Below are 13767 nucleotides of genomic sequence, written 5' to 3' on the forward strand. Positions count from 1 at the left end.
GCAGTCCGCCTCCGGCGGCCGGTGCGCGGGAGGCGGAGGGTTCGCTATAGGGGGATATGGGGAGTTGGCGCGGCACGGCGGCGGGCGTGGTGCAGCCGCGCGCCCTGGGCGTTACGGGCTGCCGTGACATCGTCAGACGGCGGCCTTCTTCAGCCGGCGCCTCTCGCGCTCGGACAGACCGCCCCAGATGCCGAAGCGTTCGTCGTTGGCAAGCGCGTATTCAAGGCACTCGGAGCGGACCTCACAGGCGAGGCAGACCTTCTTGGCCTCGCGGGTGGAGCCCCCCTTCTCCGGGAAGAAGGATTCGGGGTCGGTCTGGGCGCACAGTGCGCGCTCCTGCCAGCCGAGCTCCTCGTCCGCCTCCTCGACCAGCAATTCCTGGAACAGCTCGGTCATGTGCGCCCCTCGTCTGTCTTTACGTCCCCGTGATCCAGCCGTGATCGTTTTTGGCTGAACGACACGAGTGAAATTACAAGTGTGCTGATCCGGGCCAGTCAAGCCGAGATCTGCTATTGGGCCTCTTATTCACTCTGTGGAACCAAGCGTGTGCAGAAAGTGTTCAAATCATCAAAAACCCGGACACTTCCCCAAGGCGTGCCGCCCGGATCTCCCCTCTCGCTACCTGAGACGTGATCGGACGGCATTCGCGTTGCACCTCGCACACCGAAGCATGGAAGATCACAGACGGATCACGAGATCACAACGGCGTTTGGATGCGCGGTTGATGGGCGACATCTCCTGGTCGGCATGTGCACAAACCTTTCGCCGGGCCCTGCAACCGGATGAGGTGAAACATCCGTGGCAAACCCGACATCCGGTTGACATCGCGCCGGGAACCCGGTCTCCTTGACCGCATGCCAGTGACTCCCGCGCCCCGACTGACCCGTGCTTACGGGTCGCTCTGCGCTGCGCAGGCTCGCTGTCGCTGTTCCAGCTGTCGTAGCCACTGAGCTCCAGCCGCCCCGCTCGCACACCCCGCAGCGCCCCTGCCTCTCCCGCGAGCCCGCGCCGTGCTCCCCACAGGGCATGCCGGCGCCGCGCCGCACCCTCTCCCAGCTCTTGCGCCGAGGAACCCGTAACCCCATGAACAGCGACGTCCAGATCGCCGGCGACCCGCTCGCCATCCCCCACCTGCTGCCGCCCGTCCCCGCCCACCCCGCCACCGTCGCCGGCTTCGTGGGCCTGGCCCGCTCCATCGCCGCCGACCGCGACAGCTGGGCCCCGCTCGTGCGCTACGACGCCACCACCCGCTGGTACCACCGGCTGCGCACCGGCCCCGGCTACGAGGTGTGGCTGCTGAGCTGGGTGCCCGGCCAGGGCAGCGGCCGGCACGACCACGGGCGCTCCTCCGGTGTGCTGACGCTCCTGGAGGGCGAGTTGACCGAACGCGGCGGGGACGTCCCGCACACGCTCCGGGCCGGGGACCAGCGGGTCTTCGCTCCCGGGTACGTCCATGAGGTCGTCAACGACTCGCTCGCCCCCGCGGTCAGCCTGCACGTCTACTTCCCCGGCCTGACCGAGATGCCGATGCACAGCGCCCGGTGCGCGCCGTCGGCCCAGGAGACCGTGGCCCACTGACGCCCCCACCCCTGACAGTCCCACCCGTCTCCCGACCACCACCCCTCACCGACAGCCTGCGGCTGACAGACTGTCTCTATGCGCATTGTGGTTCTGGCCGGCGGTATCGGCGGCGCCCGCTTTCTGCGGGGACTGAAGGCAGCGGTTCCGGACGCGGAGATCACCGTCATCGGGAACACCGGCGACGACATCCATCTGTTCGGGCTCAAGGTGTGTCCCGACCTCGACACCGTGATGTACACGCTCGGCGGCGGCATCAACGAGGAGCAGGGCTGGGGCCGCACCGACGAAACCTTCCGGGTGAAGGAGGAGTTGGCGGCCTACGGCGTCGGGCCCGAGTGGTTCGGCCTCGGTGACCGGGACTTCGCCACGCACATCGTGCGCACCCAGATGCTGGGCGCCGGCTATCCGCTCAGCGCCGTCACCGAGGCGCTGTGCGCCCGCTGGCAGCCCGGCGTGCGGCTGCTGCCGATGTCCGACGACCGCATCGAGACCCATGTCGCCATCGACGAGGACGGCGAGCGCAAGGCGGTGCATTTCCAGGAGTACTGGGTGCGGCTGCGCGCCTCGGTGCCCGCGCACGCCGTGGTGCCGGTCGGCGCCGACCAGGCCAAGCCCGCGCCGGGCGTCCTGGAGGCCATCGCCGAGGCGGATGTGGTGCTCTTCCCGCCGTCCAACCCGGTCGTCAGCATCGGCACGATCCTGGCCGTGCCCGGCATCCGGGAGGCCATCGCGGACGCCGGGGTGCCGGTCGTCGGCCTCTCGCCGATCGTCGGGGACGCGCCCGTCCGCGGGATGGCCGACAAGGTGCTCGCTGCGGTGGGCGTCGAGGCGACCGCCGCGGCCGTGGCCCGGCATTACGGCTCGGGGCTGCTGGACGGGTGGCTGGTCGACTCCGTCGACGAGGGTGCGGTGGCCGAGGTCGAGGCGGCCGGGATCCGCTGCCGGGCCGTACCGCTGATGATGACGGACGTGGACGCGACGGCCGCGATGGTGCGCGAGGCGCTGGCGCTGGCCGAGGCGGTACGGGCGTGACCGGCGGCGAGGTACCCGCGTACCGGGTGTGGGCGCTGCCGGGGATTCCGGAGGTGCGGCCCGGGGACAACCTCGTCAAGCTGATCGCCGCGGCGGTGTCGGGCGACGGGATACCCCAACTGGCCGACGGGGACGTCCTGTTGGTGACCTCGAAGATCGTCAGCAAGGCCGAGGGCCGGGTGATCGAGGCCACCGACCGCGAGGCGGCGATCGACCAGGAGACCGTACGGGTGGTGGCGCGCCGCGGAACGCTGCGGATCGTGCAGAACCGGCAGGGCCTGGTGATGGCCGCGGCCGGGGTCGACGCCTCCAACACCCCCGCGGGGACGGTGCTGCTGCTGCCGGAGGACCCGGATGCCTCGGCCCGCGCCATCCGGGCGGGCATCCGCACCGAGCTGGGCGTCGACGTCGGCGTCGTCATCAGCGACACCTTCGGGCGGCCGTGGCGCGCCGGGCTCACCGACGTCGCCATCGGGGCGGCCGGGGTGCGCGTACTGGACGATCTGCGCGGCGGCACGGACGCGTACGGCAATCCGCTCAGCGCCACGGTCGTGGCCACCGCCGATGAACTGGCCGCCGCCGGTGACCTCGTCAAGGGCAAGGCGGCCGCGCTGCCGGTCGCGGTGGTGCGCGGGCTCCCCCACGTCGTCGAGGCGGCGGGCGACGGCGACGGGGCGCGGGCCCTGGTGCGTGACGCCGAGAGCGACATGTTCCGGCTGGGGACGTCGGAGGCCGTGCGGGAGGCGATGACGGGGCGGCGTACGGTCCGCGCCTTCACGGACGAACCGGTGGACGGCGGCGCGGTGCGCCGTGCGGTGGCCGCGGCGCTGACGGCGCCCGCCCCCCACCACACCACGCCCTGGCGGTTCGTGCTGCTGGAGTCGCCGGAGTCCCGGACGCGGCTGCTGGATGCGATGCGGGACGCCTGGATCGCGGATCTGCGCGGCGACGGGAAGTCGGAGGAGTCGATCGCCAAGCGGGTGCGGCGCGGCGACGTGCTGCGCAACGCGCCGTATCTGGCGGTCCCGTGCATGGTGACGGACGGCTCGCACACCTATCCCGACGCCCGGCGCAACGCCGCCGAGCGGGAGATGTTCGTGATCGCCCATGGCGCCGGGATCCAGAACTTCCTGGTGGCGCTGGCGGGCGAGCGGCTGGGCTCGGCCTGGATCTCGTCGACGATGTTCTGCCGGGATGTCGTACGGGAGGTGCTCGGGCTGCCCGACGACTGGGAGCCGATGGGGACCGTCGCCATCGGGCGTCCCGCGCAGGCGCCGAAGGAGCGGCCGGCGCGGGACGGTGCGGACTTCATCGTCGTGCGCTGAGCCCGCTCACCGGGCCGGGCCCGCTCACAGGCGGGCGATGTCGCCCACGGGGAAGCGCGGCGCGCGGCGGGGCGGGGTGATGCCGGACAGCAGGATCAGCCGGGCCGCGCGGTGCCGCTGGCCCTCGTAGGGGGCGAGGAGTTCGAGCATCTGCTCGTCGGTGGTGCCGCGGCGGCCGGTGAGGGCATAGCCGATGATCTTCGGCAGGTGGAGGTCGCCGACGGTCAGGGCGTCCGGGGCGCCGAGGGCGCGCTGGAGCGTCTCGGCGGCGGTCCAGGGGCCGATGCCGGGGATCGCCGTCAGGCGGCGGGTGGCGTCGGCCAGCTCCATGCCCGCGGCCTCCTCCATGCGGCGGGCGGCGCGTACGGCGCGCAGGATCGCCGCGGAGCGCTTGCCATCGACGCCGGCGCGGTGCCACTCCCAGGAGGGGATCAGCGCCCAGGTACGGGCGTCCGGCATCACCCGCATCCGCTCCCACGGGCCGGGGGCGGGCTCGCCGTGCCGCTGGAGGAGGAGCCGCCAGGCGCGGTAGGCCTCGTCGGCGGTGACCTTCTGCTCCAGGACCGAGGGGATCAGCGACTCCAGGACCAGGCCGGTCCGGGCGAGCCGGACGCCGGGATGGCGGCGGCGCGCTTCGTGGACGATGCGGTGCCGGGCGGTGAGCCGGTCCGGTTCGTCGGACTCCCCCAGCAGCTCGGGCAGCCGCTCCAGCAGCCAGTCGGCGCCGGGGCCCCAGGCCTCCGCGTCGACCGTGCCCGCGGCGGGGCGGGCCGCGAGGCGCAGCGTGCCGGGGCCCTGGGGCGTACGGCAGGCCCGCCACACCTCCTGGCCGCGCAGTGCGAAGGCGGGGTCGCCGGGGCCGCGTTGCAGGACGCACAGGGTGCGGTGCAGGTCGTACGGGCCGGGCGGGACCCAGCTGCGGGCGGGCATACCGCCAGGTTAGGCGACGCCGCGGATTGGGTTCTCCCCTGATCGAGCGGGGCCGGGAGCTCGGGGAACGGTCCGCCGTTACTGGTCGGAGGAGAAGCGCACCGATCCCGCCGGGATGTCGGCGCCGCACCAGATGCGGATCCCGTCGCGCAGCTCGTTGTCGGCGCCGATCCGGGCGCCGTCGCCGATGACCGCGCCGTCCAGGACCGTACGGGCCCCGATGCGCGCGCCGGCGCCGATCAGCGAGTCCTGGATCTGGGCGCCCGCTTCGACCACCGCGCCGTCGAGGACGGCGCTGCCCTCGATCCGGGCGCCGGCGCCGATGACGGCGCGCGGGCCGACGACCGTGCCGCCGGTGAGCTTGGCGTCCGGGGCGACCTCGGCGGTCTCCAGGACGAGGCGGTCGCCGCAGCGGCCGGGCACGGCCGGGGACGGGGCGCGGCCCAGGACCAGGTCGGCGGAGCCGCGGACGAAGGCCTGCGGGGTGCCGAGGTCGAGCCAGTAGGTGGAGTCGACCATGCCCTGGAGGTGGGCGCCGTCGGCGAGCAGTCCGGGGAAGGTCTCGCGTTCGACGGAGACCGGGCGGCCGGTGGGGATGGTGTCGATGACGGAGCGGTTGAAGACGTAGGCGCCCGCGTTGATCTGGTCGGTGACGATCTCCTCGGGGGTCTGCGGCTTCTCCAGGAAGGCGGTGACCCGTCCGGTGCCGTCGGTGGGGACCAGGCCGAAGGCGCGGGGGTCCTCGACGCGGGTGAGGTGCAGGGAGACGTCCGCCCCGGAGGTGCGGTGGGTGGCCACCAGGGCCTTGATGTCGAGGCCGGTGAGGATGTCGCCGTTGAAGATCAGCACCGGGTCGCCGGGGGCGGAGTGCAGCCGCCCGGCGACATTGCGGATGGCGCCGCCGGTCCCCAGCGGCTCGTCCTCGGTGACGTACTCCAAGTGCAGGCCGAGCTCCGACCCGTCGCCGAAGTACGGCTCGAAGACCTCGGCGAGGTAGGAGGTGGCCATGACGATGTGGGTCACACCCGCGGCGCGGGCCCGCGCCAGCTGGTGGGTGAGAAAGGGCACACCGGCCGCCGGGACCATGGGCTTGGGCGTATGCACCGTCAGCGGGCGCAGCCTGCTGCCCTTGCCGCCGACCAGGAGGATCGCTTCGGTCACCTTGTCTTCTCTGCTTCCTGCTGGGGTCGGCGAACGGCCGACCAGTCTAGGCAGACGGGCTGCGCGGTCGTGCTCCTCGGGACGTGCGCGGGTACGGGTGGGTGCGCTGCCGCGGCCGGTAGGACGCGGCGAGCGCGGGGATGGTTCATTGGTGGCACAACCGGACGGTACCGGACGGTAACTGTCGGGGGCCGGTCAGCGCCCCTGAAGCTTGGCCGCGGCGTCGGCGACGGCGTCGAGCTGGTCGTAGAGGCGGTCGCCGGGACAGGCGGACCGGTAGCCGTCCCGGTGGCCGGAGATGACGTGCAGATGGGCGATCTCGTCCCGCTCGAAGAGGTTGCTGCCGTCGGAGATGAGGCTGACCATGCCGCGCGGATCGGCACCGGACAGGCCGAGTTTCCAGGCCGTCAGGGCGGCGACGCCCTCGACGGCGGCCCTCGACGGTTCGGTGTCGTTGAAGCTGCCGAGGACGGCGATGCCGGTGGTGTCGGTGTTGAAGCCGAGGGTGTGGGCGCCCAGCACCGCCTTGGAGGCGCCGCCCGCGCGGCCTTCGTAGATGACGCCGCACTTGTCGATCAGGAAGTTGTAGCCGATGTCCCGCCAGCCGCTGCTCTTGACGTGGTAGCGGTAGATGCCGCGGATCACCGAAGGGGCCTCTGTGCAGCTGTAGTTGTTGCCGGTCGCGGTGTGGTGGACGAACGCGGCGCGGACGGGGCCGGTGTAGGGGCCGATGGGCTCGCGCAGCGTTTCGTCGGCGCCCCAGCCGGCCCGGGTGACGATCCGCGGGCGGGGCCCGATGTACGTCTTGCCGGCGGTGCGGTCGCCTCCAGGGTCCGGGGGCTGCGTCCGGGCCTCGGCCAGGGCTTCGGCCTGCGCCTCGGACCGGCCGAGCGGCCGGAGTTCGGCGGGCGTGCCGCTCTGGGTGCGTTGCCCGGCACCCGGGTCGACGAGTTCCAGCCGCAGCCCGCCCGGGAAGGGGGCCGGGGCGCGGTCGGCGTTCTCGGGGGCGATGCGCAGCTGTACGGCGTCGGAGGCGCCGACCCACAGGGGCGCGGTGCTACCGCGCACCCGGCTGTTGCGGCGTTCGGCGGACTCCTGGTCGGGCAGGTCGTCGTTGTGGGTCTGGACGTCCTGCCAGCCGGACCAGGTGTGCGAGCCGGTGGCGCGGGTGCGGACCTGGACCTGGCCGGGCAGCTCGACGGCGGGGTCGTCCCACACCACCCCCAGGAGCGAGAACGGCCGCACCTCCCGGACCGGCATGACCCGCGTACCGGGGACGGGTGCGGTCTCGGCCTCGGGCTCGGTGGCGCGCGGGGCGGGCGCGCCGAGGTCGGCCAGCGGCAGGGACTGGGTGCTGCCCGAGGCGTCATCGGCGGGCGAGGGGACGGCAGGGGGGCGTTCGGCGGGGGCCGCGGCGGCCGGTGGCGGGAGCGAGGAGAGCGACAGCACCAGGCCGGCCGCGCAGAGGACGCCGAGGGGCATCGTGCGGGACGTCGTGCGGAAGGAGCGGGCGGAAGCGGGAAAAAGGCGCATGGCCCCCATCGTTGGCGCGGTCCGTGGCGGGCGCCATCGCTGATCTGACGGGGCATCGGCCGAACGGTGGGCGGCGCCTGGGCCGAACCGGTGGCCGGGACCTCCCCGCCCGGCCGACCGCCGGCCACCGCCGCGCGTACTCTGGCGGCGATGAACGCCACCGACCGCACCCCCGCCAACCTGCTGGGTTCCGCGCTCGCCGCGGACCCGGCCCGCCCGCTGGTGACCTTCTACGACGACGCCACCGGCGAACGCGTGGAACTGTCCGTCGCCACCTTCGCCAATTGGGTGGCGAAGACCGCCAACTATCTCCAGGGCGATCTGGCCGCCGAGCCCGGCGACCGGCTCGCGCTGCTGCTGCCCGCCCACTGGCAGACCGCCGTCTGGCTGCTGGCCTGCTCGTCGGTGGGCGTGGTCGCGGACGTGGGCGGCGATCCCGCCGCGGCCGACCTCGTCGTCAGCGGTCCGGACACCCTGGAGGCGGCGCGCGCCTGTTCCGGGGAGCGGGTGGCGCTGGCGCTGCGTCCGCTGGGCGGCCGCTTCCCGCAGCCGCCGGCGGGTTTCGCGGACTACGCCGTCGAGGTGCCGGGCCAGGGCGACCGCTTCGTGCCGTTCGCGCCGGTCGCCCCGCGGGCGCCCGCGCTGGTCGTCGACGGCCGCGAGTTCACCGGCTTCCAGGTCGGCATGAAGGCCCTGGCCGATGCCGACTCCGACCAGATGCCGGGCCGGCCGCGCATCCTGTCGGGTCTGCCGTACGACACCTGGCAGGGGCTCTCGTACGGGCTCTACGCGCCGCTGGCCGCCGGCGGCTCGGTGGTGCTGTGCCGCCATCTGGATCGGCTGGGCGCGGACGGCATCGCCGCCCGGGAGGCGGCCGAGAAGATCACGTTCCGGGCGCCGGACCCGCGTTCCTGACGCCCGCCTCCCCCGTCCGGCGGACCGGACCCGCCTCGGGGCGGGCCGGTCCGTCCGTTGTGGTCCAGGATTTTTCGTACGTACACCAGAAATTTGCGTACGGACAACCATGCGCGGGCCCGTCCGTCCCACCGCCGGCCGGGCGCCGTGTGCGGGCGCGACGCCGACTCCGCCAGGGAGGGACGCACACGTGACCGAGAGCCCCGGGACCCCGTCCGGCCGCCAGGGCCCCGCCGCGGGCACCGGCCGGGCGAGGGCGGGGCCCGGTCGCGCGGCGAGGTTTCCCGGCTGGGGCCCGCGGCCGCTGCGCTCGGGCGCCGCGGGCGACGGGCCGGGCCCGGCGCGCACCCCGCCCTCCCCGCTGCACTGGATGCGCCGCGCCGCGCTCGGTACCGCCGCCGCCGTCCTGGTGACGGCCGGCACCGGCTGGGGTCTGTACACCAAGCTCAACGGCAATATCCGGTTCGACAGCGACACCCAGAACGAGCTGGAGAAGTACGAGTCGGAGCGGCCCGACCCGGGCCCGCCGAACGCCGAGAACATCCTGCTGGTCGGCTCCGACAACCGCGGCAACGGCAACGAGGAGTACGGCACCGACAACGGCACCCAGCGCTCGGACACCACGATCCTGCTGCACCTGGCGGCGGACCGGAAGAGCGCCACCGCGGTCAGCATCCCGCGCGACCTGATGGTGACGGTGCCGCACTGCAAGCGCTCCGACGGCAAGGAGATCGCCGAGCAGACGGCGCAGTTCAACTGGGCGTTCCAGTTCGCCGGCGCCGCCTGCACGATCCGCACGGTCGAGAAGATGACCGGGATCCGGATCACCCACCACATGATCATCGATTTCGTCGGGTTCAAGAAGATGGTGGACGCGGTGGACGGCGTCGAGGTCTGTCTGCGCCGGCCCATCAACGACGACAAGGCGCATCTGGTGCTGCCCGCCGGGCGGCAGACGCTGCGCGGGGAGGAAGCTCTCGGCTTTGTCCGGGTGCGGAAAAGCCTGGGTGACGGCAGCGACACGCAGCGTATGGAACGCCAACAGCAATTTCTTGGCGCGCTCGTGAAGAAAGTGCAAAGCAATGGTGTGCTGCTCAATCCCACCCGTCTGTATCCGGTGTTGGATGCCGCGACGAGTTCCCTGACCACCGATGGGGATCTGGCTTCCCTCACCGGGCTGTACGAATTGGTGCGCAGCATGCGCAGCATTCCGACGGGCCGGGTGCAGTTCCTGACGGTGCCGCGCCAGGAGTACCGCTACGACGCCAATCGCGACGAGCTGGTGCAGCCCGACGCGGACCGTCTCTTCGCTGAGCTGCGCAGGGACCGCTCGGTGGTGGTGACGCCGGCCGGCGGCCCCGATGAGCCCACCACCGCCGCCGGCGGAAAACCCGCGGACCCGCCCTCCCCGCCCGCCGATCCGCACCCGGCCTTTCCCGGAACCACGGCGGAACGCGGTAGCTGCGAATAAAGATGCCGCAAAGGAACCCGCGGCGTCGCGAATGGATTGGGCGGATTGCCCAGTTGTAGGGAAGTGGAATTTGTCACCGGCGTCGCCGGGCGCTGAACTGGGCGGATAGTGTGAGCGACCCGGCCCGCCCGACCAGCGGGCCGATGACCATGTAGGTCAGCTATGTGCACGATCGACCGATCGAGCGCCTTGAGGGGGAGGCGCCGCGCCACCGACGGAGGATTCAAGGCACCGTGGACGCGCAAGGCCGTGGGCGGGCGGGCGACGACAACGTCGACCCCGCCGATCAGTGGGTGTTCGATCCGGACACCGGAAGCTACGAGCTGCGGCTCGACCCTTCCGGTCAAGCGGCGGACCGGCCCTCCGGCCGCAAGGCCCCCGGCTCCAGACGCGACCGGAGGAATCCGGTGGACCGCGGCGGCGACAGCGACACCCGTCCGCTGCCGACCCAGCGCGACCGCCGCGGCGATGCGCGCGACGGCGGTGCGCAGGAGCGGCGTACCGGTGGCCGGGCGGAGCGCCGCGCCGCCTCCCGGGGCACGGCGAGCGCGATGGCCTCGGGCGCCGCGAGCCGCCGCCGGCCCAAGCCGAAGAAGTCCGGGAAGAAGAAGGCGCTGTACTGGACGTCGGGTGTGCTGGGGTTCGTCCTGGTGGCCGCCGCCACCACGGCGTACGTCATCTACCAGCAGCTGGACGGCAACATCAGAAAGGTCGACGTCGGCGTCGAGAACGACGCGGTCTCCGACGGCCCGGTCAACCTCCTGATCATCGGGACGGACGCCCGCTCCGGCAAGGGCAACTCGGGCTACGGCGATGCCGGCAGCGTCGGGCACGCGGACACCACGCTCCTGATGCACATCTCCAAGGACCGGTCGAACGCGACCGCGCTGAGCATTCCGCGCGACCTGATCACCGACATCCCCAACTGCCGGACCAAGCGCGAGGACGGCTCGGTCAAGAACATTCCCGGCGAGCAGCAGGTGCGCTTCAACACCAGCCTCGGCCAGGAGGGCCGCGACCCCGGCTGCACCTGGCGCACCGTCGAGAAGCTGACCGGCCTGAAGATCAACCACTTCATGATGGCCGACTTCAACGCGGTCAAGGAGCTGTCCAACGCGGTGGACGGCGTCGAGGTGTGCGCCGGCAAGGACATCAACGACCCCGGGTCGCATCTGCATCTGAAGGCCGGCCGGCACATCGTCAAGGGCGAGCAGGCGCTGGCGTTCGTGCGTACCCGGCACGCCGTCGGCACCGGCAGCGACCTGAGCCGGATCCAGCTCCAGCAGCAGTTCCTCGGCTCGCTGATCCGCAAGCTGAAGTCCAGCGCGTTCAGCAGCCCGAGCAAGCTGCTGGATGTCGCCCAGGCGGCGACCAAGGCGCTGACCGTCGACACCGGTATCGGCAGCGCGAGCAAGCTCATGGACTTCGGCACCGACATGAAGAAGGTGAACATCAACAAGATCACCTTCGCGACGGTGCCGGTGCTGGACAACCCCAAGGACCCGGCCACCGTCATACTTGACAAGGCCAAGGCCGATCCGCTGTTCCGGATGGTGCAGGCGGACCACACCTTGGCCAAGGGAAAGAAGTCCAAGGGCAAGAAGGCGCCGGTCAAGAAGGCCCCGCCGGAGCTCGTACGGGTCGATGTCTTCAACGGCGGCGGGCCGATCGGCTCCGCCCAGGAGACCGTCGACTGGCTGCAGAACACCAAGGCCGCCCGGCTGTCCACCAACGCCGGCAACGCCCCGCAGAAGATGGCCAAGACCGTCCTGGAGTACGGCCCCAACCAGGCCGACCAGGCCGCCACGCTGGCGGACTGGATGGGCTTGCCCAAGAGCGCGCTGAAGAAGTCCGCGCAGGACGCGGGCGACCGCGTACCGATGAAGCTGACCCTCGGTCACGACTTCCAGGCGGCGGGCGAACCGATCGACGCGCCGACCGAAACCCCCGACGGGGTCCAGAACGTCAATGCGGATGACAAGAACATCTGCGCCAAGTGACCTGAGCGGGGTCCGGCCGCCTGCGAAGGCGCCGAGCGCACCACCGAATTGACAACGGGGAGAGGGCCCAATGCGGCAGAGCAGTGTGCGCGGTGAGCGATCACCCGGGCGTCGGGAGCCCGGAGCACCACAGAGGCTGGGCTTCGATGCCGGCCTCGACGAGGAGGCCTCGGGCGGGCTGCCACCGGACGCGCCCGGCTGGACGCCGGAGGACGGCGACGGCGAGCCGCCGTCCGCGCCCGACGAGGGCGGTCGCCGCGGACGGCGCCAGAACGGCACGAAGGGCGGCAAGGGCCGCCGGGCGCTGAAATGGACGGCGCTCGGCCTCGGCTTCCTGCTGGTCGCGGGGGCGGGGGCCGGCTACTGGTACTACGAGCACCTCAATGCCAACCTCCGCAAGGCGCCGCGGATGCTGGGCGGCGGCGATCTGAAGAAGCCCGATCCCAATGCGTTCGGGCAGACGCCGCTCAACATCCTGCTGCTGGGCTCCGACGGCCGCAACAGCAAGAAGAACATCGAGCTGGGCGGCGCCCGCCAGGACGCGGACCGCAAGCCGCTGGCCGACGTCCAGATGCTGCTGCACGTCTCCGCCGACCGCAGCAACATGTCGGTGATCTCCATACCCCGGGACACCCGCGTCACCATCCCCAAGTGCACGGACCCCAAGACCCACGAGAACTACCCGCAGACCACCGCCGCCATCAACCAGTCGCTCCAGCACGGCGGTCCGGGCTGCACGCTCGCCACCTGGCAGGAGCTGACCGGCATCTACATCGACCACTTCATGATGGTCGACTTCTCCGGCGTGGTGGACATGGCCGACGCCATCGGCGGGGTCCCGGTCTGCGTCAACGCCAACGTCTACTCGCACGACAGCAAGGGCCACGGCAGCGGGCTCAAGCTCACCAAGGGCACCCACTCCGTCAAGGGCGTCCAGGCCCTGCAGTGGCTGCGCACCCGCTACGGCTTCGAGGACAACACCGACATCGGCCGGGCCAAGGCCCAGCACATGTACATGAACTCCATGGTGCGCCAGCTCAAGAAGGGCGCCAAGCTCACCAACCCCGGCCAGCTGCGCGACCTGGCCGAGGCCGCCACCAAGGCACTGACCGTCGACGACGGGCTCGACACCGTCAAGAAGCTCTACGACCTGGGCGGCGACCTCAACCGGGTGCCGACCAAACGCATCACGATGGTCACCATGCCCTGGGTGTACGGCCCCGGCGAGGCGTATGTGCTGCCCAAGCCCGGCGACGCGGACCAGACCTTCGCGATGATGCGCAATGACACCGCGCTGGACGGCAAGGGCGCCAAGAAGAAGCCGACGCCCGACCCCAAGCCGTCAACTCCCAAGGAAGAGCTGAAGGTTGTCGTGCAGAACGGCACCAACAGCACGGTGACGGGCCCGGTCTCCGGCCGCGCCGGCGTCGTCCAGCAGCGGCTCGCGCAGCTCGGCTACGCCGCCGCCGGGACCGACTCCTCCCTCACCACCCAGGCCGACACCACCATCACGTACAAGGACAAGGCCCAGCGCGGCGACGCGCTGGCGCTGGCCAAGGCGCTCGGCCTGCCCAAGGGCGCGGTGAAGGAGTCCAGCTCGGCCACGGAGATGCGGCTGGTGGTCGGCAACGACTGGCGTACGGGGACGGACTACCCGAAGAAGCAGGGCGGGGACGAGGCCCCGGACAAGGCACCGGACAGCGCGGACGCGCTCCACGGGACCGACAAGGGCTGCATGAAGGTGAACCCGGACTACACCTTCTGAGCCGCGGCGCCGGGCCCGGCGCCCAGGCACGTACTGCTGGGCGCCGCGGCCGGC

Annotated in this window: 11 protein-coding genes; 7 read left to right on the plus strand and 4 right to left on the minus strand. The window is 71.9% G+C overall.

Annotated elements, in window-relative coordinates; genetic code table 11:
* Nucleotides 1-132: 132 nt before the first annotated feature.
* On the minus strand, nt 133-396 hold the full coding sequence (locus AC5677_RS14980) for a WhiB family transcriptional regulator (protein ID WP_003983763.1): 264 nt from the start codon (nt 394-396) through the stop codon (nt 133-135).
* Nucleotides 397-1083: 687 nt separating this feature from the next.
* Between AC5677_RS14980 and AC5677_RS14985 the strand changes: the two genes are divergently transcribed.
* From AC5677_RS14985 to AC5677_RS14995, 3 genes are all read left to right on the plus strand, one after another.
* Complete coding sequence (locus AC5677_RS14985; RefSeq protein WP_497195534.1) at nt 1084-1578, plus strand: cysteine dioxygenase; 495 nt, start codon at nt 1084-1086, stop codon at nt 1576-1578.
* A 78-nt stretch (nt 1579-1656) separates the two neighbouring features.
* Entirely contained in the window at nt 1657-2613 is a 957-nt protein-coding gene (gene cofD, locus AC5677_RS14990; protein WP_497195535.1) for a 2-phospho-L-lactate transferase, read from the plus strand.
* Nucleotides 2610-3938, plus strand: coding sequence for a coenzyme F420-0:L-glutamate ligase (locus AC5677_RS14995; protein WP_497195536.1), 1329 nt, complete (start codon nt 2610-2612; stop codon nt 3936-3938). Before cofD ends, AC5677_RS14995 begins: the two co-directional genes overlap by 4 nt.
* 24 nt (nt 3939-3962) lie before the next feature.
* On the opposite strand, the gene AC5677_RS15000 is transcribed toward AC5677_RS14995, so the two are convergent.
* The 3 genes from AC5677_RS15000 to AC5677_RS15010 all read right to left on the minus strand — a co-directional run bounded on the left by AC5677_RS15000 (nt 3963) and on the right by AC5677_RS15010 (nt 7562).
* Nucleotides 3963-4868: a DNA-3-methyladenine glycosylase family protein gene (locus AC5677_RS15000; RefSeq protein WP_497195537.1), complete on the minus strand. Its 906-nt coding sequence runs from the start codon at nt 4866-4868 to the stop codon at nt 3963-3965.
* Between the two features lie 78 nt (nt 4869-4946).
* Nucleotides 4947-6029 carry a mannose-1-phosphate guanylyltransferase gene (gene manB, locus AC5677_RS15005; RefSeq protein ID WP_497195538.1) on the minus strand — a complete coding sequence of 361 codons (1083 nt, stop codon included), beginning with the start codon at nt 6027-6029 and terminating at the stop codon, nt 4947-4949.
* Nucleotides 6030-6224: 195 nt separating this feature from the next.
* The gene (locus AC5677_RS15010; RefSeq protein ID WP_497195539.1) at nt 6225-7562 is read right to left on the minus strand and encodes a peptidoglycan recognition protein family protein; all 1338 of its coding nucleotides are present in this window, start codon (nt 7560-7562) and stop codon (nt 6225-6227) included.
* A 150-nt stretch (nt 7563-7712) separates the two neighbouring features.
* Between AC5677_RS15010 and AC5677_RS15015 the strand changes: the two genes are divergently transcribed.
* The 4 genes from AC5677_RS15015 to AC5677_RS15030 all read left to right on the plus strand — a co-directional run bounded on the left by AC5677_RS15015 (nt 7713) and on the right by AC5677_RS15030 (nt 13713).
* Nucleotides 7713-8477 carry a TIGR03089 family protein gene (locus tag AC5677_RS15015; protein ID WP_497195540.1) on the plus strand — a complete coding sequence of 255 codons (765 nt, stop codon included), beginning with the start codon at nt 7713-7715 and terminating at the stop codon, nt 8475-8477.
* Nucleotides 8478-8667: 190 nt separating this feature from the next.
* On the plus strand, nt 8668-9948 hold the full coding sequence (locus AC5677_RS15020) for an LCP family protein (RefSeq protein ID WP_497195541.1): 1281 nt from the start codon (nt 8668-8670) through the stop codon (nt 9946-9948).
* 233 nt (nt 9949-10181) lie between these two features.
* Nucleotides 10182-11948, plus strand: a complete 1767-nt coding sequence (locus AC5677_RS15025) for an LCP family protein (protein WP_497195542.1) — start codon at nt 10182-10184, stop codon at nt 11946-11948.
* A gap of 70 nt (nt 11949-12018) precedes the next feature.
* Nucleotides 12019-13713, plus strand: coding sequence for an LCP family protein (locus AC5677_RS15030; protein WP_497195543.1), 1695 nt, complete (start codon nt 12019-12021; stop codon nt 13711-13713).
* The last annotated feature ends 54 nt before the right edge of the window (nt 13714-13767 follow it).

The organism is Streptomyces sp. JLSY215 (assembly GCF_059682825.1).